The 25,032-nt window shown below is 55.3% G+C and carries 22 protein-coding genes; 12 read left to right on the top strand and 10 right to left on the bottom strand.

The features are described from left to right. Positions 1–63: 63 nt before the first annotated feature. Both bamC and dapA read right to left on the bottom strand, forming a co-directional pair. Positions 64–1,098, bottom strand: coding sequence for an outer membrane protein assembly factor BamC (gene bamC, locus QRN24_RS17520; protein ID WP_020883067.1), 1,035 nt, complete (start codon positions 1,096–1,098; stop codon positions 64–66). Between the two features lie 16 nt (positions 1,099–1,114). Next, the gene (gene dapA / locus QRN24_RS17515; RefSeq protein ID WP_014171117.1) at positions 1,115–1,993 is read right to left on the bottom strand and encodes a 4-hydroxy-tetrahydrodipicolinate synthase; all 879 of its coding nucleotides are present in this window, start codon (positions 1,991–1,993) and stop codon (positions 1,115–1,117) included. 145 nt (positions 1,994–2,138) lie between these two features. On the opposite strand from dapA, the gene QRN24_RS17510 reads away from it, so the two are divergent. Then, positions 2,139–2,708: a glycine cleavage system transcriptional repressor gene (locus QRN24_RS17510; protein ID WP_014171118.1), complete on the top strand. Its 570-nt coding sequence runs from the start codon at positions 2,139–2,141 to the stop codon at positions 2,706–2,708. Further along, a complete protein-coding gene (gene bcp / locus QRN24_RS17505; RefSeq protein ID WP_014171119.1) occupies positions 2,708–3,178 on the top strand; it encodes a thioredoxin-dependent thiol peroxidase in 471 nt (156 codons plus the stop codon). Before QRN24_RS17510 ends, bcp begins: the two co-directional genes overlap by 1 nt. Before the next feature lie 121 nt (positions 3,179–3,299). Here bcp and QRN24_RS17500 read toward each other — a convergent pair whose 3' ends face one another. After that, complete coding sequence (locus QRN24_RS17500) at positions 3,300–4,364, bottom strand: AI-2E family transporter (protein WP_014171120.1); 1,065 nt, start codon at positions 4,362–4,364, stop codon at positions 3,300–3,302. A gap of 221 nt (positions 4,365–4,585) precedes the next feature. Between QRN24_RS17500 and bepA the strand changes: the two genes are divergently transcribed. Continuing rightward, positions 4,586–6,049, top strand: a complete 1,464-nt coding sequence (bepA, locus tag QRN24_RS17495) for a beta-barrel assembly-enhancing protease (protein ID WP_020883065.1) — start codon at positions 4,586–4,588, stop codon at positions 6,047–6,049. An 18-nt stretch (positions 6,050–6,067) separates the two neighbouring features. After that, the gene (arsC, locus tag QRN24_RS17490) at positions 6,068–6,424 is read left to right on the top strand and encodes an arsenate reductase (glutaredoxin) (RefSeq protein ID WP_014171122.1); all 357 of its coding nucleotides are present in this window, start codon (positions 6,068–6,070) and stop codon (positions 6,422–6,424) included. On the opposite strand, the gene QRN24_RS17485 is transcribed toward arsC, so the two are convergent. After that, positions 6,421–7,245: an XRE family transcriptional regulator gene (locus QRN24_RS17485; protein ID WP_284942920.1), complete on the bottom strand. Its 825-nt coding sequence runs from the start codon at positions 7,243–7,245 to the stop codon at positions 6,421–6,423. The genes arsC and QRN24_RS17485 overlap by 4 nt on opposite strands. A gap of 145 nt (positions 7,246–7,390) precedes the next feature. Between QRN24_RS17485 and celB the strand changes: the two genes are divergently transcribed. The 3 genes from celB to QRN24_RS17470 are packed head-to-tail and all read left to right on the top strand — an operon-like array spanning position 7,391 to position 11,091. Continuing rightward, entirely contained in the window at positions 7,391–8,710 is a 1,320-nt protein-coding gene (gene celB / locus QRN24_RS17480; RefSeq protein WP_134180149.1) for a PTS cellobiose transporter subunit IIC, read from the top strand. 3 nt (positions 8,711–8,713) lie between these two features. Then, positions 8,714–9,673, top strand: a complete 960-nt coding sequence (locus QRN24_RS17475; protein ID WP_284942919.1) for a glycosylasparaginase — start codon at positions 8,714–8,716, stop codon at positions 9,671–9,673. After that, positions 9,670–11,091 (top strand): leucyl aminopeptidase family protein, encoded by a 1,422-nt coding sequence (locus tag QRN24_RS17470; protein ID WP_284942918.1) that lies wholly within the window; start codon positions 9,670–9,672, stop codon positions 11,089–11,091. The genes QRN24_RS17475 and QRN24_RS17470 overlap by 4 nt, the downstream gene beginning before the upstream one ends. A gap of 56 nt (positions 11,092–11,147) precedes the next feature. Here the strand turns inward: QRN24_RS17470 and QRN24_RS17465 are convergent, their stop codons facing one another. The 4 genes from QRN24_RS17465 to QRN24_RS17450 form a co-directional block, all read right to left on the bottom strand. Further along, positions 11,148–11,849, bottom strand: a complete 702-nt coding sequence (locus QRN24_RS17465; RefSeq protein ID WP_212479862.1) for a DnaA inactivator Hda — start codon at positions 11,847–11,849, stop codon at positions 11,148–11,150. A gap of 95 nt (positions 11,850–11,944) precedes the next feature. Continuing rightward, complete coding sequence (gene uraA, locus QRN24_RS17460; RefSeq protein WP_284942917.1) at positions 11,945–13,234, bottom strand: uracil permease; 1,290 nt, start codon at positions 13,232–13,234, stop codon at positions 11,945–11,947. An 86-nt stretch (positions 13,235–13,320) separates the two neighbouring features. After that, positions 13,321–13,947: a uracil phosphoribosyltransferase gene (gene upp, locus QRN24_RS17455; protein ID WP_020883061.1), complete on the bottom strand. Its 627-nt coding sequence runs from the start codon at positions 13,945–13,947 to the stop codon at positions 13,321–13,323. Between the two features lie 165 nt (positions 13,948–14,112). Beyond that, positions 14,113–15,543, bottom strand: a complete 1,431-nt coding sequence (locus QRN24_RS17450) for a 6-phospho-beta-glucosidase (RefSeq protein WP_277491899.1) — start codon at positions 15,541–15,543, stop codon at positions 14,113–14,115. Positions 15,544–15,809: 266 nt separating this feature from the next. On the opposite strand from QRN24_RS17450, the gene purM reads away from it, so the two are divergent. From purM to ppx, 4 genes are all read left to right on the top strand, one after another. Continuing rightward, positions 15,810–16,847, top strand: a complete 1,038-nt coding sequence (gene purM / locus QRN24_RS17445; protein ID WP_014171131.1) for a phosphoribosylformylglycinamidine cyclo-ligase — start codon at positions 15,810–15,812, stop codon at positions 16,845–16,847. Beyond that, entirely contained in the window at positions 16,844–17,485 is a 642-nt protein-coding gene (gene purN / locus QRN24_RS17440) for a phosphoribosylglycinamide formyltransferase (protein ID WP_014171132.1), read from the top strand. Before purM ends, purN begins: the two co-directional genes overlap by 4 nt. Before the next feature lie 229 nt (positions 17,486–17,714). After that, positions 17,715–19,775, top strand: a complete 2,061-nt coding sequence (gene ppk1, locus QRN24_RS17435; protein WP_014171133.1) for a polyphosphate kinase 1 — start codon at positions 17,715–17,717, stop codon at positions 19,773–19,775. 3 nt (positions 19,776–19,778) lie between these two features. After that, on the top strand, positions 19,779–21,317 hold the full coding sequence (gene ppx / locus QRN24_RS17430) for an exopolyphosphatase (protein WP_014171134.1): 1,539 nt from the start codon (positions 19,779–19,781) through the stop codon (positions 21,315–21,317). Between the two features lie 4 nt (positions 21,318–21,321). Here ppx and QRN24_RS17425 read toward each other — a convergent pair whose 3' ends face one another. Then, positions 21,322–23,562 carry an EAL domain-containing protein gene (locus QRN24_RS17425; RefSeq protein ID WP_284942916.1) on the bottom strand — a complete coding sequence of 747 codons (2,241 nt, stop codon included), beginning with the start codon at positions 23,560–23,562 and terminating at the stop codon, positions 21,322–21,324. Between the two features lie 370 nt (positions 23,563–23,932). Here QRN24_RS17425 and QRN24_RS17420 point away from each other — a divergent pair, with 370 nt between their 5' ends. Continuing rightward, positions 23,933–24,103: a YfgG family protein gene (locus QRN24_RS17420; protein WP_086463593.1), complete on the top strand. Its 171-nt coding sequence runs from the start codon at positions 23,933–23,935 to the stop codon at positions 24,101–24,103. On the opposite strand, the gene QRN24_RS17415 is transcribed toward QRN24_RS17420, so the two are convergent. Further along, a complete protein-coding gene (locus QRN24_RS17415; RefSeq protein ID WP_228176522.1) occupies positions 24,100–24,990 on the bottom strand; it encodes a LysR family transcriptional regulator in 891 nt (296 codons plus the stop codon). The two genes, QRN24_RS17420 and QRN24_RS17415, sit on opposite strands and share 4 nt — an antisense overlap. Positions 24,991–25,032: the final 42 nt, after the last annotated feature.

The raw sequence follows: 25,032 nt of genomic DNA, 5'->3' as shown, positions 1-25,032 counted from the left end.
TATGCCACGCACACGTTTGCGTAGCACGAAAATAAAAAGGGCTGGATTAACCAGCCCTCGTATTTATTTGCTGAATGCAGCCTGGAAGACGGCCACCAGCGCATCGTTCTGCGACTGGGTCAGCGTGTGGCCTTTCGGATCGATAAACTGCAGACTGCTGCGGTTATCGAGATCACCGACCTGAATCTTGTAGTCGCCGGAAGCCAGCTGTGGATCGGTGGCGCCCAGTTCCTGCCATGCACTGTCAGACAGCGGCTTATAGGTTGCCGTCATGCTACCGGTTGAACGGGTGCTGTCGGTCACTTTCATGCCCACTTTTTCCAGCGTCGCTGGCAGGCGCTGCCAGGTCTGGTTAAACGGTGCACGCACAACCAGCATTGGCAGACCGGTGTCATCCGCACCGCTCTGAACGTCAAACGTCGCGCCGTTGCGGCTCTGCGCTGCGTTAGCGGCGTCGCTGGCGTTCTTATCCAGACCCGCGGCAATCACGTTCAGCATTTCAGTGCTGTAACGCTGCATTGATGCGGCATCCGCAACCGGTTTACCCGCCTGCTCCAGGTTCAACAGCTTAACGGTAACCGCCTGCTGATAACCCTGAGGTTTAACGGAGACTTGATAACGCCCACGGTACTGCTGATCTTCGTCCAGACGGTTCCACTCGATCCAGTCGGTGGTTAAGGTCTGGCTGGCATCATCGCGTTTATCGATGGTGTAGTTCTTCGCCTGAATGACGCTCACAACCTGCGGCCACAGGGTGGTACCGCGGGCGCTTTCAACCAGCAGCGACGCCGTATCACCGGTGAACTGGGTACGCGCCCCGCTCACCAGCGCCAGAGGCTGTGCTGGCGGACGAATATCGAGCGCTTTACCGACCAGGCCGCTGCCGTTGGTCACGGGAATATTGTAATCGCCGTTCTGAATCGGCAGGATCATACCAGCCGGTGCGTGAAGTTCAGCAAGCGGGGTCGCATCCAGATAGGATTCATCACCGCTCACCTGGCGCTTGTAGCGCGAGTCTGAACTACAGGCAGCGAGCAGCATAACAAGCGAAACACTCGCAACCTTCGCCAGGCGCGACTTCTGTACTGAATAAGCCATCAAATCTCCCTAAACTCTACAGCAAACCGGCATGCTTCAGCGCTGCTGTGACAATTTCACGACCGTGGTCGGTAATCGGTGTCATTGGCAGACGCAGCGTATCGGTTGCTACAAGTCCCAACTCCTTACACGCCCATTTCACGGGGATCGGATTGGGTTCGACAAATAATTTATTATGCAACGGCATCAGACGCTGATTAATCACGCGAGCTTCATCAAAGTGACCGGCAGCCGCCAGTTTGCACATTTCAGCCATATCGCGGGCCGCAACGTTCGCCGTTACGGAGATCACGCCATGGCCACCAAGCTGCATAAAGTCCAGTGCGGTCGCATCATCGCCGCTCAACAGGATAAAGTCGTCTGAAACCAGCTCTTTGATCTGATGAACGCGGCTTAAGTTCCCTGTCGCCTCTTTAATCCCGATAATATTTTTTACTTTCGAGAGACGACCAACGGTTTCCGGCAGCATATCGCAGCCAGTACGGGACGGCACATTATACAGAATTTGTGGCAAGTCAGTATGTTCTGCGATGGCTTTGAAATGCTGGAACAGACCTTCCTGAGTAGGACGGTTGTAATAAGGGGTCACCGTCAGACAGCCCACGATGCCGCTGTCGTTAAAACGTTTGGTCAAACTGATAGCTTCTGCCGTGGCGTTAGCGCCTGTCCCTGCGATGACCGGGATACGCCCGTCAGCCAGTTCCAGGGTCAGCATCACCACATCGCCGTGCTCTTCGTGGCTTAGCGTTGCAGATTCACCGGTAGTCCCTACCGAAACGATCGCCGAGGTTCCATTGGCGACATGGTAATCAATCAGCTTCTTCATGCTTGACCGGCAGACATTACCTTTTTCATCCATCGGTGTAACAAGCGCGACAATACTTCCCGTGAACATGAGCCATCCTCTGTGCGAACAAGAGCCTCAATGGTACGTTTGGAACTGTAATAAAAGCAAGCGACCTGAGGCCCTCAGGCGGTTGTATGCATGTTTTTTTTATGCTTTCCTTAGGAAGACTTAACCATGCAAAGGAAGAACAGGTTTGACAACCTCATCACAACATTACCTGGTTATCACTGCGCTGGGTGCTGACAGGCCGGGTATTGTGAACACCATCACCCGCCATGTGAGCAGCTGCGGCTGTAATATCGAGGACAGTCGTCTGGCTATGCTGGGCGAAGAGTTCACGTTTATTATGCTGCTGTCCGGGACATGGAATGCCATTACCCTTATCGAATCGACCCTGCCGCTCAAAGGTGCGGAGCTGGATTTGCTGATCGTGATGAAACGCACCACTGCTCGCCCACGTCCGGCCCTGCCCGCGACCGTCTGGGTGCAGGTTGAAGTCCCCGATTCACCCCATCTGATTGAGCGCTTCACCGCGTTATTTGACAGCCATCAGATGAATATTGCCGAACTCGTTTCCCGAACGCAGCCGGGTGACGGCAGCGCCATTCCCACCCTTTTTATTCAGATTACCGCGCACAGCCCTGCCTCGCAGGATGCGTCAAATATCGAGCAAGCGTTCAAAGCCCTCTGTACAGAATTAAACGCGCAAGGCAGTATAAGCGTCGTCAATTATTCGCAGCATGAACAGGATGGAGTTGAGTAATGAACCCACTGAAAGCCGGTGACATCGCACCGAAATTTAGCTTACCTGACCAGGATGGTGAGCAAGTAAATTTGACCGACTTCCAGGGACAGCGTGTTCTGGTCTATTTTTACCCGAAAGCCATGACCCCGGGCTGCACCGTACAGGCCTGCGGCTTACGCGACAACATGGACGAGTTGAAAAAAGTCGGCGTGGAAGTGCTGGGTATCAGCACCGATAAGCCAGAAAAGCTGTCACGATTTGCTGAAAAGGAGCTGCTTAACTTTACGCTGCTTTCTGACGAAGACCACCAGGTATGCGAGCAGTTTGGCGTCTGGGGCGAGAAGACCTTTATGGGCAAAACCTACGACGGCATTCACCGTATCAGCTTCCTGATTGACGCTGACGGTAAAGTTGAACATGTGTTTGATGACTTCAAAACCAGCAACCACCACGACGTGGTGCTGAACTGGCTCAAACAAAGCGCCTGATCGTTGGGCCGCGGCTTCGCCTGACCCGACCTACGCGGTAAATGCAATACGGTAACGCAGGTTACCGTTTTTGATATTTGCCCCTCTCCCCACGGGAGAGGGTATCAGGCCGCACAACTATCTACTTATCCTCAACCGCAGGCACATCCGGCCACGCGTGAACCACTGCTTTGATCAACGTTGCCAGCGGAATGGCAAAGAACACGCCCCAGAATCCCCACAGCCCGCCGAAAATCACCACGGATAAGATAATCACCAGCGGATGCAGGTTCACCGCTTCTGAGAACAGCACCGGCACCAGCAGGTTGCCATCCAGTCCCTGAATGATCAGGTACACCGCGAAGCAGCTCCAGAACTCGGTCCCCAGACCAAACTGGAACAGCGCAACGCCGACAACCGGAATGGTCACCACAAAGGCACCGATGTAGGGAATGAGCACCGACAGCCCCACCAGCACCGCCAGCAGCAGCGAGTAGTTAAGCCCGAAAATTAAAAAACCAATCCAGGTAGCCACACCCACCACAATCATCTCCAGCACTTTGCCGCGAATGTAGTTGGTGATCTGCTGGTTCATCTCTTCCCACACCTGCCCGGCCAGCCCGCGATTACGCGGCAGAATGCGCCGCACCGCGTTCAGCATCTGCTCTTTATCTTTGACGAGGAAGAAAACCATTAACGGAACGAGAACAAGGTAGACGGCCAGCGTGAGCAACCCTACCAGCGACGCCAGGGAATATTTCACCACGGAATCGCCCATTGTCATAATGCGGGCGCGCATGTTTTCGGCCATCGCATCAATGATCCCGGCATCCATCAGGGCGGGATATCGGCGCGGCAGCGTGGCGGCAAAATCGGAAAGCTTATTCAGCATGCCGGGCATATCGCGGATAAGGTAAATCCCCTGTTGCCAGGCCACAGGCATAACGACAAACGACATTAACAGCAGGATGCCGACAAACAGCACCAGGACGATACTGGTCGCCCAGCGACGGGAACAGCCTATATTTTCCAGACGCGCCGTTGGCCACTCCAGCAGGTACGCCAGCACAATCGCGACCAGCAGGGGGGCGAGAAGACCGCTGAAGAAGAACAGAATGCCGAACCCGGCGACGAGAATAACCAACAAAGCAATGGCTTCCGGGTCGCTAAACCGACGGCGGTACCACTGCATTAACATTTCGAGCATACAACCCTTCCCTGAATCGGATGGCGGGAGTGAGAACGTGAATTGTATCTAACTGTCACAAAAAAGACTTTCGCTTTTTGTCTCCCTGCCACGATCCGCAAAACCCTGATGAATGGGATTTTCTTCATGCCTCAACACGGCTACACTCGCAGGGCAGTGGAGATGAACGATATGCCGGTTCATCGGTCAAATTAGCACATCCCAAATACAGGACAGTGGTTATGTTCAGGCAGTTGAGAAAAACACTGGTTGCGACACTGATTGCCGCACTGACGGTCGGTCAGGTGTTGCCAGCTTTCGCTGACTCGTCCGATTCATTGCCGGACATGGGCACTACAGCAGGAAGCACGCTCTCCATTGGGCAGGAAATGCAGATGGGGGATTATTACGTTCGTCAGCTGCGTGGCAGCGCGCCGCTGATTAACGACCCGTTGCTGGTTCAGTACATTAACGGGCTGGGCATGCGCCTGGTCGCGCACGCCAACTCGGTAAAAACCCCCTTCCACTTCTATTTAATCAATAATGACGAAATCAACGCCTTCGCCTTCTTTGGCGGCAACGTGGTGCTGCATTCGGCGTTATTCCGCTACTCTGATAACGAAAGTCAGCTGGCCTCGGTCATGGCGCACGAAATCTCTCACGTCACCCAGCGCCACCTTGCCCGGGCAATGGAAGACCAGAAGCGTAACGCTCCGCTGACCTGGGTTGGCGCATTGGGTTCCATTCTGCTGGCAATGGCCAGCCCGCAGGCCGGGATGGCGGCGTTAACCGGTACGCTGGCGGGAACACGTCAGGGGATGATCAGTTTCACCCAGCAAAATGAACAGGAAGCGGATCGTATTGGCATTCAGGTGCTGCAACGTTCGGGCTTTGACCCGCAGGCCATGCCGAGCTTCCTCGAAAAGCTGCTCGACCAGGCGCGCTACTCCTCCCGTCCGCCGGAAATTTTGCTGACGCACCCCTTACCGGAAAGCCGTCTGTCGGATGCGCGTAACCGTGCCAACCAGATGCGCCCGGTCGTGGTTCAGTCGTCGCAGGATTTCTACATGGCAAAAGTGCGAACGCTTGGAATGTACAATTCCGGGCGTAACCAGCTGACCAGCGACCTGCTGGATGCGCTGGCGAAAGGCAACGTGCGTGAGAAAAACGCGGCTCAGTATGGCCAGGCGTTACAGGCGATGGAAGCCAGCAAATATGACGAAGCGCGTAAAACGCTGCAGCCACTTCTCGCCGCCGATCCGAATAACCCGTGGTATCTCGATCTCGCCACGGATATCGATCTGGGGCAGAAAAAAGCCACCGATGCGATTAATCGCCTGAAAGGGGCAAAAGAGGTGCGGACTAACCCGGTGCTGCAGCTTAACCTGGCGAATGCTTACTTACAGGGTGGTCAGCCTGCTGAAGCGGCGAACATTCTGAACCGCTACACCTTTAACAATAAAGACGATCAGAACGGCTGGGATCTGCTTGCCCAGGCAGAAGCGCAGCTGGGCAACCGCGATCAGGAGCTTGCGGCACGCGCCGAAGGCTTTGCCCTGGTGGGGCGTCTTGATCAGGCGATTTCCCTCCTGAGCAGTGCCAGTTCCCAGGTTAAGCTCGGCAGTCTGCAGCAGGCCCGTTACGATGCGCGTATCGATCAGCTTCGCGGTCTGCAGCAGCGCTTTAAGCCGTACGAGAAGATGTAATAAAGGAGAATTCAGGTCATGACAGACGCGGTAAAAATCTACCACAACCCACGCTGCTCGAAGAGCCGCGACACCCTTAGCCTGCTGAAGTCGAACGGCATTGACCCGGAAGTGGTGCTGTATCTGGAGACACCGCCAGATGCACAGACGCTTCGTCAGCTGCTGCACATGCTGGGAATGGGCAGTGCCAGAGAGCTAATGCGCCAGAAAGAGGACCTGTATACGTCGCTCAATCTGAATGACAGTCGTCTAACCGAGGCTGAGCTGATTCAGGCGATGGTTGAAAATCCGAAACTGATTGAGCGCCCCATTGTGGTCGCAAACGGTCAGGCGCGTATTGGACGCCCGCCGGAAGAAGTGCTCGAGATTCTCTAATCCTTACGCCGCAGCGCTTCCAGAAAGGCCTGCGGCGTGCTCTCTCCCAGCTTTTTCTGCGCTTTGCCCCGATTGTAAAACTCGCACATCTCGATCAACACCTGTCCTAACGGAACAGCATTCACTCGTGGAATGATGTCGCCGAGCGGTACCGCAACCTGCACAGCCTTGTGCCTGGTCGGCTGTACTTTTACGACAGGTTCACACGCGGGTAAGTCGGGTTCAAAACCGAAAGTCTCAACAGATTGGATATCAGCCGGACAGGCGTTCAGCAACTCACACATCCAGTTGTTCAGCAGCTGTGATGAAATTCCCGCATAGAGCCGGGCATAACACCAGCCGCTCACCGGCTCGCGCCCCCACAGCAGATGCTGCTCCCCGCCATCATCCATATGCAGCGATAAAGGCTGGTGATGCACCAGCAGTTTTGTGGGTAAAACGCCTGCCTTTAGCGCTTTTTTCCCGTGAAGTTCAATGCCCTTGCGTTTCGCAGAAGCGGGACGGAGATAACGGTTCAGCGTCGCCCGCGAAACGGAAATCCCCAGCACCGCGTTAACCAGCAGCAGCAGTTCATCCAGCGGTGCGCCCGTGATATCACGCAGGGCATTAACGAGGTCAACCTGCTCTTGTCTCATCGCTTTGTGTATCAATTTTGGGGTCGTATGGTGGTCAGAAACCCGATCGCGATTGCGCCATCGCCGCACGGTCGTCACGGAAATACCCAGCTCCGCAGCCAGTTCTCTGTCGCTTTTATCGGATTGTTGCAGATAGCGACGGACCCGCGGCGTGGTGGTGGCATTGGCGTGCAATTTGATTTCCATCGCTGTAACTCCATAACCAATCTCATGAGATTTATAATATCTTAGCGAGTGCTTTGTGACCTGTTTCACCTTTCAGCCACCGCGCTTCACTGATAATCCACAGACATAACATAACAACACCCCTCAATCTTGTACGGAGTTCACAATGAACAATGTTCTGGGATTTCTTGAAGCAAAACTGATGCCGCTGGCGGCCAAAACCGCGCAACAGCGGCATCTGGGCGCCATACGCGGGGCCTATGTTTCCTTCATGCCGTTTATCATCGTCGGCTCGATTCTGCTGGTCATCTCCTCTTTTCCGAACCAAACCTATCAGCAGTTTATGTCTCAGGCATTTGGTGAAAGCTGGAGTGCCATCATTGAAATTCCGTTCAACGCGGTGTTCTCAACCATGTCGCTGTTTATCAGCTTCCTGGTGGCGTTTCGCCTGGCTGAACACTACGGCGAAGATCGCATCTCCTGCGGTATTCTGGCTCTGGTCGCCTTTTTAATCCTGACACCTTTTATCAAAGTGGCCGAAAACGGCGGTATCACGGTCATGCCGGTGGAGTGGATTGGCAGCAAAGGGCTGTTCGTGGCGATGATTGGCTCTCTGCTGTGGACGGAGCTGTTCTGCTGGCTGAAGCGCAAAAATCTGGTCATCAGAATGCCTGATGGCGTGCCGCCGGCGGTGCAGGAATCGTTCGCCGCGCTGATCCCGGCCCTGCTTGTAATGATTCTGGTGCTTATTATCCGCATCATTTTCGAAAACACCCACTACAACACCATTCACCAGTTTATTTACGAGGTGGTCGCCACGCCGGTTCGCCACTACGGGACCTCCTATTTCGGCGCGCTGATGACGGTGTTCAGCATCACCATTCTGTGGTCTGTGGGCATTAACTCCGGCTCAATGATTAACGGCATCATTCGCCCGCTGTGGATGGAGAACCAGACCGATAACATCGCCGCCATTCAGGCGGGTACGACGCCACCGCACATTATCACCGAACAGTTTTTTGACATGATCTGGATGGGTGGCGCAGGGGCAACGCTCTCGCTGGTGATTGCGATGCTGATTTTTGCCCGCAGCAAAAACATGCGCGAGGTGGCGCGTCTCGGCGCGGGGGCCTCGGTGTTTAACATCAACGAGCCGATTCTGTTTGGCCTGCCGGTCATCATGAACCCCATCATGCTGATCCCGTTCAATCTGGTGCCGCTGGTCCTGGTTACCGTGCAATATGCCGCGATGAAAATTGGTGCCGTCGCTGTGACCACCGGGGTGTTTATCCCCTGGACGTTACCGCCGGTGATCAGCGGGTTTATCGTCACGGGGCATCTCAGCGGCAGCGTGATGCAGCTTATCAACCTGCTGATTGGCGCCATGCTGTATCTGCCTTTCATGCGTATCGTGGATAAACAATACCGCGCCGCGGAGATTGCCACCGTGACGCAAACCGACCCAACCCTTGCAAAACAGGAGTAAAGCATGTGGGGAATTATCGCAACCTGGCGAATGGCGCTTGAAGGGGTCACGGAGTCTGCGTCTGCGCTGGCTGCGGGGAAACCGGTAGCAGAAGCGGTGGTCGATGCCGTTGCTGCCGTCGAGGACTTCCCGTTGTATAAATCCGTCGGCTACGGCGGGCTGCCAACCGAAAATGGCGAAGTCGAACTGGACGCGGCGTATATGGATGGCGATACGCTTGCGTTTGGGGCCGTGGGAGATCTGGTTGATATTGCGAACCCGGTGCGTGTCGCCCATGCGCTAAGCCGCCAGCGCTATAACAGCCTGCTGGTCGGCCAGGGCGCGCGCGAATGGGCGCTGAGTCAGGGGTTTGCCAACAAAACCATGCTTACCGACCGCGCGATGCAGCATTACCGTAAGCGCTGCCGGGAGACGCTGGACAAAGGCTTAAGCCCGTACGATGGGCATGACACCGTCGGGATTATTGGCCTCGACAAAATGGGGTCGATGAGCGTGGCGACCTCCACCAGCGGTCTGTTTATGAAAAAGCGCGGCCGTATTGGCGACTCGCCGATTATCGGCTCCGGCTTTTACTGCGACAGTGAAACCGGTGCCGCCACCGCCACCGGCGTGGGGGAAGACCTGATGAAAGGCTGCACCAGCTACGAGATTGTTCGCCGCATGGCACAGGGCATGTCACCGCAGCAGGCGGCGGACTCGGTGGTCTTCGAACTGGAAGACAAACTGATGTCACGCTTTGGCCGCGCGGGCGATCTCTCGGTGGTGTGCATAAATAATAAAGGCGAATTCGGCGCCGCAACCAACATCAAAACCTTCTCATTTGTGGTGGCAACGGCCCGCCAGCCTCTCACCGTATTTCGCGCCGAGCGCCTGCGGGAAAAAACGCACTATCAGCCCGTGGATGAGGAATGGATGCAGGCCTATGCCGCGCGGATCCGCGCGCCAGTTGAGGAGTCACAATGATTACCTTTAAGCTTATCACCGCCCTTGCAGACGCAAAGCCCCGGAGTCATCTTATTGCCCGGGCCGCCTGCGCGTTACTGCCGGACACCGCACTCATCGCTGAAATGCGTGAACAAAACGCCGTCGCAGATACCCGCTTTGGCTGTGCTCCGTTTGCCAGAATCACGCTGCTGCCGGATGCGCTCTGGCAGGACAGTCTGACAGAAGGGTTACTCGCCGCCCTCCGTCCACTGCTGGCAGCCCCGGTCAGCGCCGATGTGGTACTGGATGTCACGGATATTGACGAGGTGGTGCTGACGCAGGTTCTGCGTTTTCTCTTTAACCAGGCGTATGACCTTCGCGATCTGCAGCTTAAGAAAGCCGATGGCAAAAGCGTTCGCCTTCGCCATGTCACCGCCCTGTGTCATCCGCAACAGCGTGAAAGGCTGGACGCTCTCTTCCAGCAACAGCAGGCCATTGCCCGAGGAATGGTCGCCGCGCGACGTCTGGCGGATATGCCGTCCGATCGCTGTACGCCGCAGTATGTCGTCGACGAAGCGCAAAAGCTGTGCGCCGCCTTCCCCGCCCTGCGGTGTGAAGTGCTTGATGAGAAGCAAATTATTGAACAGGGTCTGGGGCTTCTGCATGCCGTCGGTAAAGGCGCGACCTGTCCACCGCGGCTGCTGGCCATTCACTATAACGGCATCGCTGATGGCCCGGTACGCTGTTACGTGGGCAAAGGCATAACGTTTGATACCGGTGGCCTGTGGCTGAAGGAAGGCGCGGGTATGTACACCATGAAATATGACATGTGCGGAGCAGCGAACGTGCTCGGGTTGATGCTGAGCGTGGCAGAACTCGGCCTGCCGGTTCGTATTATGGGCGTACTGGCGCTGGCGGAAAACGCCATAGGACCGGATGCGATGCAGCCGGGCACGGTGGCCAGCGCCTGCAACGGTATCACGGTTGAAATCAACAATACCGATGCCGAAGGCCGGCTGGTACTGGCGGATGCGATCGCCTGGGCCAGCCAGCGTCATCCGCAGGCTCGCTATATTATTGATATGGCGACCTTAACCGGTGCCGTCGTGAAAGCGCTGGGGTACGAGCTGAGTGGGTTAATGACGCAGGACGAAGCGCTGCGTCAGGCGCTCACCCACGCGGGGAAACGGAGCGGTGATGAGGTGTGGTCCCTGCCGCTGGATGCACGGCTAAAAAAACAGACCGACAGCGCCATCGCCGACCTGTGCAATACCCCACCCAATAATGCGGCGATCAGCGCATCGGCGGCCTGGCTGTTACACCATTTTTGCCCGCCGACCATTCCATGGGCCCATCTGGATATTAGCGGCACGGCGCTGTGGCGTGAGAACGGAAAAAGCGTGGCCTCGGGCAGACCCATTCCACTTCTGGTTGAGCATTTGCTGGAAGACAGGTGAGTTTTAGCCGGCGGCGCTGGTTCTCCCTCTGCGCCAGGCAGAGGGAGAAAAGCGCATCACAGCTTCAGAATATCTTTCACAAAAGGAATGGTCAGCTTGCGCTGCGCGGTAATCGAAGCGCGATCGAGCTGATCGAGCGTATCAAAGAGCGTACGCATTTCCCGGTCCAGGCGCTTGAGCAGGAAACGCCCCACGTCTTCCGGGAGTTCAAAGCCGCGCAATCTTGCGCGCAGCTGTAACGCCTGAAGTTTGTCTTCATCCGACAGCGGCTGCAGCTTATAGATTTGCCCCCAGTCCAGACGGGAAGCCAGATCCGGCAGCCCCAGATTCAACTGGCGCGGCGGACGATCGCCGGTGATCAGCAGCCGGGTTTTCCCCGACTCCAGAATGCGGTTATAGAGGTTAAAGATCGCCATTTCCCACGGCTCATCCCCCGCCACACATTCGATATTATCGATGCAGACCAGTGAGAGATGTTCCATTCCCTCCATGACTTCAGGCACAAACCAGGTACGTTTATCCAGCGGCACATAGCCTACCGCATCACCCCGCGCGGAAAGCTCCGCACAGGCGGCATGCAACAGGTGGCTGCGCCCCGCGCCTTCGCGTGACCAGATATAGATGTATCCGCTGTGTTCCTGACGCAGCACGTTTTGCAGTGCAGCCAGTAAAGAGGGGTTATCACCCGGCCAGAAACTCGCAAAAGTTTCGTCGTCAGGGAGATAGAGTGGCAGAGAGAGCTGTGCCGGTCCGTTCAGAAGTACCTCAACCAGATCTTACATAAAATCGGCGGTGAGTTTAGCACGGAACGTGCAAGGAGAGAACCGGGCGGATCGTCCGCCCGGTTTTACGATCAATGTGACGCTTTTTCGCTGTCTTCGGCATCCAGCACCACTTCTTCCGGGCGCAGGACGGAGATCAGTTTGAAGATCAGGCTCAGGCCCACACCCACGATGGTCGCCAGCGCCATGCCTTTCAGTTCAGCCGCACCGATGTGCACCTTCGCGCCGCTCACGCCGATGATCAGGATCACGGAGGTGAGGATCAGGTTTTGCGCTTTGCTGTAGTCCACTTTCGATTCAATCAGCACGCGAATACCGGACGCGCCGATCACACCGTACAGCAGCAGAGAGACGCCTCCCATTACCGGTACCGGAATGATCTGGATAGCCGCCGCCAGTTTGCCCACGCAGGAGAGCAGGATGGCGATGATTGCCGCGCCGCCAATGACCCAGGTACTGTAGACACGGGTAATCGCCATCACGCCGATGTTCTCACCGTAGGTGGTGTTAGGCGTAGAACCAAAGAAACCGGAGATAATGGTAGAGAGGCCGTTGGCAAACATCGAGCGGTGCAGACCCGGGTCGCGGATCAGGTCACGTTTAACGATGTTTGCCGTCACCACCAGGTGACCTACGTGCTCAGCAATAACCACCAGCGCCGCGGGCAGGATCGTGAAAATGGCAAACCATTCAAAGCGCGGGGTATAGAAGGTTGGCAGTGCGAACCAGTGCGCTTCAGCAATAGGCGTGGTATCAACAACGCCCATCACGAAGGAGATCGCGTACCCCGCCAGCACACCGATCAGGATCGGAATAATCGCCATAAAACCGCGGAACAGCACGGAACCAAATACCGTTACGCCCAGTGTCACCATCGAGATGATGATGGTTTTGGAATCCGGTGACTGCCCGTCAGCAGGCAGCAGGCCAGCCATATTGGCCGCCACGCCCGCCAGCTCCAGACCGATGACGGCGACAATGGCCCCCATTGCGGCAGGCGGGAACATAACGTCCAGCCAGCCGGTACCGGCCTTCTTCACAATGAAAGAGACCAGGCAGAACAGGACGCCACACATAATGAAGCCGCCCAGCGCCACTTCATACCCCAGCGGCAGCAACAGCAGAACCGGTGAAATAAAGGCGAAGCTTGAGCCGAGATAGGCAGGGATTTTGCCTTTACAGATAAAGAGGTAAAGCAGCGTACCCACACCGTTGAACAACAGCACGGTAGCCGGGTTAATGTGAAACAGGATTGGCACCAGCACGGTTGCGCCAAACATGGCGAACAGGTGCTGCAGACTAAGCGGGATTGTCTGTAAAAGCGGCGGTCTTTCACTCACCCCGATAGCACGGCGCGTCATAGTGTTTTCCTCTGAGTAGTATTGTTGTTGGCGTTTTATTCAAAAAAAAGCCGACTATCAAAGTCGGCTTCATTATCGTTATTCGATTATTTAGTACCAAAAATCTTATCGCCGGCATCGCCAAGCCCCGGGATGATGTACCCGTGCTCATTCAGCCCCTGGTCGATAGACGCGGTATAGAGTTCGATGTCCGGGTGCGCTTTTTCCAGCGCCGCGATACCTTCTGGTGCAGCAACCAGCACCAGCACTTTGATGCTGCTGCAACCGGCTTTTTTCAGCAGGTCGATGGTGGCAATCATTGAACCGCCGGTCGCCAGCATCGGGTCAACCACCAGGGCCATACGCTCGTCGATGTTAGACACCAGCTTCTGGAAGTACGGTACCGGCTCCAGGGTCTCTTCGTCGCGGTAGACCCCGACCACGCTGATGCGCGCGCTTGGCACGTGCTCCAGCACGCCTTCCATCATGCCGAGGCCGGCACGCAGGATGGGCACAACGGTAATTTTCTTACCTTTGATCTGCTCAACCTGAACCGGGCCGTTCCAGCCCTCGATGGTCACTTTTTCCGTTTCCAGGTCAGAGGTCGCTTCATAGGTCAGCAGGCTGCCGACTTCAGAAGCCAGTTCGCGAAAACGCTTCGTGCTGATGTCATGCTCACGCATCAGGCCCAGCTTGTGTTTAACGAGTGGGTGCTTCACTTCCACAATCTTCATTCTCTTTCTCCTCTGAGGGGGCAACCGCAAAAAAATCGCGGGATTATACCGCTTTTTTCGGATTGCACCATACCCAACTTGCTTGACGTACATCAAGCAAAGTGTTTTAGAGGCAAAAAAGCCGGAGGGCAAGCTCCGGCTTTTTGCGTTTTTACTCTGCTGGAATTAAAGAGTGTCGCCGTTACTGGCTATCACCTGCTTATACCAGTCAAACGACTTCTTCTTACCGCGGTTCAGGGTACCGTTACCTTCATTGTCTTTGTCGACAAAAATAAAGCCGTAGCGTTTTTTCATTTCACCCGTTCCGGCAGACACCAGGTCGATACAGCCCCACGGGGTATACCCCATCAGATCAACGCCATCTTCGACCACCGCTTTTTTCATTTCGCGGATGTGCGCGGCAAGGTAATCAATACGGTACTGGTCATTCACCGAACCGTCGCTCTCCTGCACGTCAATGGCGCCAAAGCCGTTCTCCACGATGAACAGGGGCAGCTGATAGTGGTCCCAGAACCAGTTCAGGGAGTAACGCAGGCCCACCGGATCAATCTGCCAGCCCCAGTCAGATTTCTGCACGTACGGGTTGGAGACCAGGCTCTTACTTTCATCGTAATCCAGCTCCGGGTTATCCGCCGTCGCTTTGGTGGCGAAAGACATGTAATAGCTAAAGCCAATGTAATCGATACACCCCTGCGTCAGCGCCGCGTTATCTTCTTCTGTGATATCCAGCGTGAAACCGCGACGAGCAAAGTAGTTAAGCAGATGCTGCGGGTACTTGCCGCGCACGTGGACATCGGTGAACCAGTAGCGACGGTGCATGGCGTTCATCGCCATCATCATATCGTCCGGGGCACAGGTCAGCGGATAGATTGGACACATGGCAATCATGCAGCCGATCCGCAGCGACGGGTTAATGTCGCGCCCGGCCTTCACCGCCAGGGCGCTGGCCACCAGCTCATAGTGTGCCGCCTGGAACATTACCGGTTCGCGGTCTTCGCCCGGCTCGTACTTCAGACCGGAGTTGGTAAACGGTGCAAAGTCTTCGTGGAAGTTGGCCTGGTTATTGATCTCGTTAAAGGTCATCCAGTACTTCACTTTATGCTGGTAACGTCTGAACACAACTTCCGCAAAGCGAACAAAGAAGTCGATCAGCTTACGGTTACGCCAGCCACCGTATTCGGTGACAAGGTGGAACGGCATCTCGAAATGGGAAAGGGTAATAACCGGCTCGATGCCATACTTCAGGCACTCGTCAAACAGGTCGTCATAGAATTTCAGGCCAGCTTCGTTAGGCTCCAGCTCGTCCCCTTTCGGGAAGATACGCGTCCAGGCGATGGAGGTACGGAAGCATTTGAAGCCCATCTCGGCAAAGAGTTTGATGTCCTCTTTATAGCGATGGTAGAAATCGATGGCTTCATGGTTAGGGTAATTTTTCCCTGGCAGCACGCCGTTGGTGATTTCACGCGGCACGCCGTGCGCGCCGGCCGTCATCACATCGGCAACGCTGATCCCCTTACCGCCCTCGTTCCAGCCCCCTTCCAGCTGATGCGCTGCGACCGCACCGCCCCACAGAAAATCTGCTTTGAATCCAGACATACACTTTCCCTCATTCTGCGTTATTTTCTGCAAAAACAATTACAGAAACCGGTTTCATCCTGATGATGTGCAAAGGGGCTTTCTGTTGCAAGGAGAAAACCGAAACCGGTTTCATTTTCGTGAACAGACTCAACTTTGGGCGCATTCGCAGGGCCTGCTGAAAAAAAAATCCTCTCGCCGAGAATAGGCTCGCAAACGTTTGCCTGGACTGTTAGAATTGCGCCGATTTTTCTTACTAGCTATGCAATCGCGTGGGGACTTGAGCCGTGACCAACAAAACTTCTCTCAGCTACAAAGATGCCGGTGTTGATATTGACGCAGGTAATGCGCTGGTTGACCGAATCAAAGGTGTGGTGAAAAAAACCCGCCGCCCGGAAGTGATGGGTGGTCTGGGTGGATTCGGCGCACTGTGCGCGCTGCCGCAAAAATATCGTGAACCTGTTCTGGTCTCGGGTACTGATGGTGTAGGGACGAAACTGCGCCTGGCGATGGATTTAAAACGTCACGACACGATCGGTATCGATCTGGTCGCGATGTGTGTTAACGACCTGGTGGTTCAGGGCGCAGAGCCGCTGTTCTTCCTGGATTACTACGCGACCGGAAAACTGGACGTGGATACCGCAGCAAGCGTCATTAATGGCATTGCCGAAGGGTGTCTGCAGTCTGGCTGTGCGCTGGTCGGTGGTGAAACCGCCGAAATGCCCGGTATGTATCACGGCGAAGATTATGACGTCGCAGGCTTCTGCGTTGGCGTAGTAGAAAAATCAGAAATTATCGACGGCAGTAAAGTAGCTGATGGTGATGTGCTGATCGCGTTGGCCTCCAGCGGCCCGCACTCGAACGGCTACTCTCTGGTGCGTAAAATCCTCGACGTGAGCGGCAGCGATCCACTGACCACCGAGCTTGATGGCAAGCCACTGGCTGACCATCTGCTGGCGCCGACCCGCATCTACGTGAAAAACGTGCTGGAGCTGATCGAGAAGGTTGACGTGCACGCCATTGCCCACCTGACCGGTGGCGGCTTCTGGGAAAACATTCCGCGCGTCCTGCCGGACAACACCCAGGCGGTAATTGACGAATCGTCCTGGCAGTGGCCGTCCGTCTTTAACTGGCTGCAGACTGCGGGCAACGTGAGTTCACACGAGATGTACCGCACCTTTAACTGTGGCGTGGGCATGGTTATCGCGCTGCCAGCAAGCGAAGCGGATAAGGCGATTACGCTGCTGACCGACAAAGGTGAAAACGCGTGGAAAATCGGTATTATCAAAGCATCCGATTCCGAACAGCGTGTGGTCATTGAATGAAAAACATTGTGGTGCTCATTTCCGGTAACGGAAGCAATTTGCAGGCGATAATTGACGCCTGCAAACAGAAGAAAATCAACGGCACCATTCGGGCAGTATTCAGCAATAAGGCCGACGCGTTCGGCCTTGAACGTGCCCGGGAAGAGAACATTCCCGCGCACGCGCTGGAAGCCAGCCAGTTCTCCGGACGTGAAGCGTTTGACCGGGAACTGGTTCAGGAGATTGATGCCTACGCGCCTGACGTTGTCGTGCTGGCGGGGTATATGCGTATCCTGAGCCCGGCCTTTGTCGGGCACTACGCTGGTCGTCTGCTGAATATCCACCCTTCCCTCCTGCCGAAGTATCCCGGCCTGCACACCCATCGTCAGGTTCTGGAAAACGGCGATGAAGAGCACGGTACCTCCGTGCATTTCGTTACCGACGAGCTGGACGGCGGGCCGGTGATCCTGCAGGCAAAGGTGCCGGTCTTTGAAGGTGACAGCGAAGACGACGTTACCGAACGCGTGCAGACGCAGGAACACGCCATTTATCCTCTGGTGGTAAGCTGGTTTGTTGACGGGCGTCTTCAGATGCGCGACGGTGCCGCCTGGCTGGACGGCGTCAGGCTCCCTGCACAGGGTTATGCCGCTGACGAGTAGTTTGTTTGATGTGCCCGGCGGCGCGACGCCTGCACGGGCCTGTGGTCTTCACTGTCGGGTGAGCACCGCGCTTCCCGACATGCCCTTCCCCCAACCCTCTAAAATCCCCCAGAAAAAAAATAACTGTCATACTTTTCTGGCACTGTTGGACATATCGTGGAAATGCTCGCCATAATAAGGACGAGACGGATTTACCACGTCCTGTGATTGAACTGGAGTGTGAGCTGTAATGGGTCAGGAAAAGTTATATATCGAGAAAGAGCTAAGCTGGTTAGCATTCAACGAACGTGTACTCCAGGAAGCGGCAGACAAAAGTAACCCGCTTATCGAGCGTATGCGTTTTCTGGGGATTTATTCCAACAACCTGGATGAGTTCTACAAGGTTCGCTTTGCCGAACTGAAACGGCGAATCATCATCAGCGAAGAACAGGGCTTAAACTCTCACTCGCGCCATCTGCTGGGCAAAATTCAGTCGCGCGTATTGAAAGCCGATCAGGAGTTTGACGGCCTGTATAACGAACTGCTGCTGGAAATGGCACGCAATCAAATCTTCCTGATTAACGAGCGTCAGCTTTCTGTTAACCAACAAACCTGGCTGCGTCACTATTTCAAACATTACCTGCGCCAGCACATTACCCCTATTCTGATCAACCGCGAAACCGATCTGGTGCAGTTCCTGAAAGATGACTACACCTACCTCGCGGTGGAAATTATTCGTGGCGACACGATTCGTTACGCATTGCTTGAGATCCCGTCCGATAAGGTGCCGCGCTTTGTGAACCTGCCGCCGGAAACCCCGCGCAGACGCAAGCCAATGATCCTGCTCGATAATATCCTGCGTTACTGCCTGGACGACATCTTCAAGGGCTTCTTCGATTACGACGCGTTAAACGCCTACTCCATGAAGATGACCCGTGATGCCGAATACGATCTGGTGCACGAGATGGAAGCCAGCCTGATGGAGCTGATGTCATCCAGCCTGAAACAGCGCCTGACGGCGGAGCCGGTGCGTTTTGTTTATCAGCGCGATATGCCAGATGCCATGGTGGAAATGCTGCGCGACAAGCTGACCATTTCTCGCTATGACTCCATCGTGCCGGGCGGTCGTTACCATAACTTTAAAGACTTTATTGGCTTCCCGAACGTCGGCAAGGCCAATCTGGTGAACAAACCGCTGCCGCGTCTGCGCCATCTCTGGTTCGATAAATTCCGCAACGGTTTCGACGCCATTCGCGAGCGCGATGTCCTGCTCTACTATCCGTACCATACGTTTGAACACGTGCTGGAACTGCTGCGTCAGGCTTCGTTCGACCCGAACGTACTGGCGATCAAAATCAACATCTACCGTGTGGCAAAAGATTCCCGCATCATCGATGCGATGATCCATGCGGCGCACAACGGCAAAAAAGTGACCGTGGTGGTTGAGCTGCAGGCACGCTTCGACGAAGAGGCAAACATTCACTGGGCGCGCCGTCTGACGGAAGCCGGTGTCCACGTTATCTTCTCAGCACCTGGGCTGAAAATTCACGCCAAGCTGTTCCTTATCTCCCGTAAAGAGGGGGAGGACGTGGTGCGTTATGCCCACATCGGGACCGGGAACTTTAACGAAAAAACCGCGCGAATTTATACCGACTACTCGCTGCTGACTGCCGATGCACGCATCACTAACGAGGTTCGCCGGGTGTTCAACTTTATTGAGAACCCGTACCGCCCGGTCAGCTTCGATTATCTGCTGGTCTCGCCGCAGAACTCACGCCGCTTGCTGTACGACATGATCGATAAAGAGATCGCCAATGCCCAGAAAGGGCTGTCGTCGGGCATTACGCTGAAACTCAACAACCTGGTCGACAAAGGGCTGGTGGATCGTCTGTATGCGGCGTCCAGCTCCGGCGTTCCGGTCAATCTGCTGATACGCGGTATGTGCTCACTGATCCCTGAACTCGAAGGCATTAGCGACAATATTCGCGTGATCAGCATTGTTGACCGCTACCTGGAACACGATCGGGTCTATATTTTCGATAATGCGGGTGATAAACAGGTCTATCTCTCTTCTGCAGACTGGATGACGCGCAATATTGACTACCGAATTGAAGTCGCGACACCGCTCCTGGATCCGCGGCTGAAACAGCAGATCCTCGATATCATCGAGATTCTGTTCAGCGATACGGTGAAAGCACGCTATATCGACAAAGAACTCAGTAACCGCTATGTACCGCGCGGCAATCGCCGTAAAGTGCGGTCGCAACTGGCGATTTACGACTATATCAAATCACTCGAGCAACCCGATTAACCTATGCCGATAAATGATAAGACCCCACGCCCGCAGGAATTCGCCGCGGTCGATCTTGGTTCTAACAGTTTCCACATGGTCATCGCCCGTGAGGTGGATGGCGCGTTGCAGATCATCGGTCGTCTGAAGCAGCGTGTACACCTGGCGGATGGTCTTGATGAGCGCAGCATGCTCAGCGAAGAGGCAATGGAGCGAGGCTTAAACTGCCTGTCGCTGTTTGCTGAACGCCTGCAGGGCTTCTCGCCCTCCAGCGTATGCATTGTAGGCACCCACACGTTGCGCCAGGCGCTGAACGCGCCTGAATTCCTCAAGCGGGCCGAAAAAGTGATCCCCTACCCCATTGAGATTATCTCCGGTAACGAGGAAGCCCGTCTGATTTTCATGGGTGTTGAACACACTCAGCCGGAAAAAGGACGCAAGCTGGTCATCGACATCGGCGGCGGCTCTACAGAACTGGTGATCGGCGAAGATTTTGAGCCGCGTCTGGTCGAAAGCCGTCGTATGGGCTGCGTCAGCTTTGCGCAGATGTATTTCCCGGGTGGCACAATCAGCCGCGAAAACTTCCAGCGCGCGCGCATGGCCGCTATCCAGAAACTGGAGAACCTGGCCTGGCAGTACCGTATTCAGGGCTGGAACGTAGCGCTGGGCGCATCGGGCACCATCAAAGCGGCACATGAAGTGCTGCTGGCGATGGGTGAAAAAGATGGGTTTATCACCCCTGAGCGCCTCACCTTGCTGACCGAAGAGGTGCTGAAACATAAAAGCTTTGACGCCTTAAGCCTGCCGGGTCTTTCCGACGAGCGCAAAGCGGTATTCGTACCGGGGCTGGCTATCCTGTGCGGCGTATTTGATGCGCTGGCAATTAAAGAGCTGCGTCTTTCCGACGGCGCGCTGCGTGAAGGTGTGCTGTATGAAATGGAAGGCCGTTTCCGCCATCAGGATATTCGTAGCCGCACCGCGCAAAGCCTGGCAAACCAGTACAATATCGACCGCGAACAGGCGAAGCGCGTGCTGGAAACAACCGTTCAGATATACGACCAGTGGCAGGAGCAGAACCCTAAGCTGGCGCATCCGCAGCTTGCCGCCCTGCTGAAATGGGCAGCGATGCTGCACGAAGTGGGACTGAATATTAACCACAGCGGAATGCACCGCCACTCAGCCTATATCCTGCAAAACAGCGATCTGCCTGGCTTCAACCAGGAGCAGCAAACCATGATGGCGACCCTGGTGCGCTACCATCGTAAAGCCATCAAGCTTGACGATCTGCCGCGCTTCACGCTGTTTAAGAAGAAGCAATTCCTGCCGCTTATCCAGCTGCTGCGTCTCGGCGTGCTGCTCAATAACCAGCGTCAGGCCACCACCACCCCGCCCACGCTGAAGCTCAAAACGGATGACAACCACTGGACCCTGAGCTTCCCGCCAGACTGGTTTAGCCAGAATGCGCTGGTGCTGCTGGATCTGGAAAAAGAGCAGCAGTACTGGGAAGCGGTCACCGGCTGGCTACTCAAAATCGAAGAAGAGAGCTCAGACGTCGCGGCGTAACCCCTCAGGCCTCGACCGGCGACGCCTCTGCTTCCAGCAGTGACTCAAGCGCCACCGGTCTGCCAATCAGATAACCCTGCACATAATCGATACCTAGCGCGTGAACCGCGCTACGTATCTCTTCTGTTTCGACATACTCCGCGACCACCAGCATTTTCTTCATTCGCGCCAGATGGCAAATCGAGGCCACTATCTGATAGTCCAGACTGTTGTTGACGATATTGCGGATAAAGCTTCCGTCTATCTTAAGGATATCGGCGTCCACACTTTTCAGCCGCGCGTAGCTCGCATAGCCGGTACCGAAATCATCAATCGCAATGCGTACCCCCATTTTTTGCAACTGCCTGAGGGTATGTAACGCCTGCTCACCACTGCCGAAGGTGCTGCACTCGGTCACTTCAAATATCAGCTGCCAGGGTTCGACGGCGTATTTCGCCAGCAGACGACTCACCTCAGCCGGGAACTGCGCACGGCACACTGTGGAAGGGCCCAGATTAATGGCAAAACGCTGGCCAGGCAGATTTACCCGATGCTCTGCCAGGAAGCGTAGCGTGTTCTCCAGTACCCACAAATCAACCCGCGACGACAGACCAAATTCCTGGGCGACGGGCAGGAATTGCAAGGGAGAGAGCAACGCCCCGTTTGCATCCGACATCCGCAGCAACACCTCGTGGTAGCAATCGCCCCGCACGCCGCAAACCGGCTGGACCAGCAGAGTAAACGCGTTACTGTCGAGCGCACTTTGCAGACGGCTCATCATCGCAACCTTGTCCTTCAGGCTACGCTGGAGATGGACAGCACCGCGCTGCTGCAGATTTTCCGGATGGTTGGTCGAAATCGACAGATCGGCAATCACCCCCAGTTCACCGAGGACCAGATAGAGGTGGGTCACCGGTGAGCGCACATAGCAGTAGCTCACGCCCACCTGAGGCTGCAGCGGCATCCCATCCCAGACAAAGCGGAACTGTTTAATATGCTCGTCCAGCGCCTCGATGCGTTGCTGGTGCGATTCCGCGTTAAGGCGAACCGCCAGGTCACAGCCGGTGAGGTGATAGACCCGCTCACTGGGCTGCAAGGTGCCATTGACCCATTGCGCCAGCTGCTGTTTATACAGGATCCGCAACAACACCCCGTAATTTCGGCCCAGCACCTCCAGCTCCGGAATGCGCAGCAAACAGAGCGCCGACCACGGGTTTTTGGCAAGATCGCGCGACAAGGCCCGCAGGTTCGGCATATGGACAACCGGGTCGAGTAGCGCCAGCCTGCGGGAACGTTTATTTGCGGCGCGCTGGCAGGTGGCCAGCATCGACATGTAAATCACCACAAACGAAAAGACCAGATAGCTGGAAGAGGTAATTGCCAGCTGAATGTCATACCCGGACTGTTGAGGGATATAGCGGTAAAAATAGTGGATGGACACCAGCAGCACCGGGGTCCAGATAAGCGACATCAGCTTATAGCCAAACCGCATCGCTCCCCACAACATCACCGGCATCAGCAACGACAGGGTGTAGTTGGTGGTGAAAATCGAGCTGTTTTCATTCATCGGGAGCAGCAGCAGGGTAAGCAGCCCGCCAAGCGCAATGGCCCACAGCAGAAATTCAATGACCGTCACCTTTTTGTCTATCTGCATTCGCACCTGCGAGACAAGACTTCTGATATACCGCGGATGGCGAATCAGACGGATCAGTAAATAGCTTAACGGCACGCCCGTCAGCCCGCTGACCAGCAGCGCCTGATAGTTAATCAGCGTGCGAATGTTAAGCGGGGTCAACCCCTCGAGGCTCTGACAGCTCTCATACACACCCAGATAGAGGGCAAACTGGAACAGCACCAGAAACAGCGTCGCGGGGCAAAAGGCCTGCCAGAAGATACGCTGCGCCATCAGTCTGACATCCCCGTAAGCCGTCATGCTGCGTCTGGGCGCAAACACCCGATAACCTCCCCAGCTGAGCACAACAGGGACAATAAAATGAAAAATGCCGGCGATGGTTTCGAACAACCCAACCGACGGGTAGTAGCGGATGAACAGTGACAATACGATGCCGGGAAGCGCTTCCAGACCAAAAAACATCATCACCGAAAGCAGAAAGGAGAGAGGTAAATAATAGAGTGCCACCAGACCATCGCCCAATCGGGTAAAGGTATTGGCAACGCTTAATACAGGCAGTAAACCCACCGGTAAAATAAGCGGTAAAGCCCACCAGCGGTCTTTATTGTTTTTCAGGAAAGAAATAATGTTCATAGATGCCCGTTTAAACCCCTTTCGCTCCAGAGGGAAATGAAGACAGGCATCCAACCTGACGTACCTGCCGCCCGACAACGTGCGGGGCGAACAGTATGGAGGTGGGATTTTAAATACCAGGCCAGGGAAACCGTTGACTTAAATCAAACTAATTTACTCAAACGATCCTTTCTTACATTTTTTTTGAAATAGTTTTCTTCATATTATCAATATGGTAAATGCAATTATTAATTTCAATAACATTAATTAATGTAACTATTGACGGTTATTTACACATTTGCGAATTGACCCTCTCTTCCCGCTGTGCCTTAATATCCCTGTCGCCCAAAAGGGCATGCCCAGGAAAAACACAGTGAGTCAGGCCACGCGTATGCGAAAACGACATCAGTTCAACACCCGGATGACCCGCATCATACTGCTTATCAGCTTCCTGTTCTTCTTCGGCCGCTTCGTTTACTCCTCTATTGGCGCCTGGTATCACCATCAGGACAAGACCCAGTCACAGCAATCCAGCCTGACCGTTGATTCAGCCGATCGCTAACGCGTCGAAGGATTTTGTAATATCCGAATTATCCCTGCTATTCCTTTGCTCAGGATTTTATCCTGGCGCATCACCACAGCCAGCTGTCGCTGCAGCACGGGCGTGAGCGACATCATGCATAGCCCTTCGCGGTCAGCCGCCAGATCTACGGCCATACGCGGCACGATACTGTAGCCAAGCCCCGCACGTACCATCCGCTTGATCGCCTCGATGCTGCCCAGCTGCATCACCGGCGTGAGGATTCGCCCCTCGGCCGCAAACCAGTCGTCGATCAGCGCCCGGGTTCCGCTGCCTGATTCAAAAGCAATGAATGGCTGCGCGTGCAACGCAGCCGGCGTCAAAGACTGAAAACCGTCCTGCTGGTCCAGCGACGCGATAAAAACAAACTCTTCGTCCATCACCGGCGTAACGTCGAGCGCTCTTCCGCTCACCGGTAACGTCACCAGCCCCATATCAAGTCGGTTTTCTTCAATTGCCCGGACGATGTCGAGCGTATTGCCGGTCGTCACGCCCACTCTGAGAAGCGGATAGTCGCGTCCGAGCTGCTGCAACAGCGGCGGCAGAAGATGAATGCAGGCCGTTGCGCCCGTGCCAAGCGTAATGGTGCCACTCACGTCGTGGCTGAACTCACTCACAGACCGAATGGCTTCATCCACCGCCTGCTGAATACGCTCCCCGTGCACCAGCAACGCCTGCCCGGCAGCCGTGGGTTTGATACCCCGCCCGGTACGCTCTACCAGCCGGGTTTGCAGAAACTGCTCCAGCTGGCGGATTTGCAGGCTGACGGCCGGCTGGGAAATGCCCAGCAGGTCCGCCGCCGCGGAAAAACTGCCGCGCTGGATAACCAGACGGAACGTCGCGAGATAGCCCAGGTTGAGCGTTGTCATTCAAAGTTTCTCTTATACAGCGCATAAGGTGACTGACCTGCC

The organism is Enterobacter sp. MEB024 (assembly GCF_030209635.1).
Taxonomy (GTDB): Bacteria; Pseudomonadota; Gammaproteobacteria; order Enterobacterales; family Enterobacteriaceae; genus Enterobacter; species Enterobacter ludwigii.
Note: the sequence above shows the minus strand (reverse complement) of the source record. Positions and strands in the feature narration are given on the sequence as shown.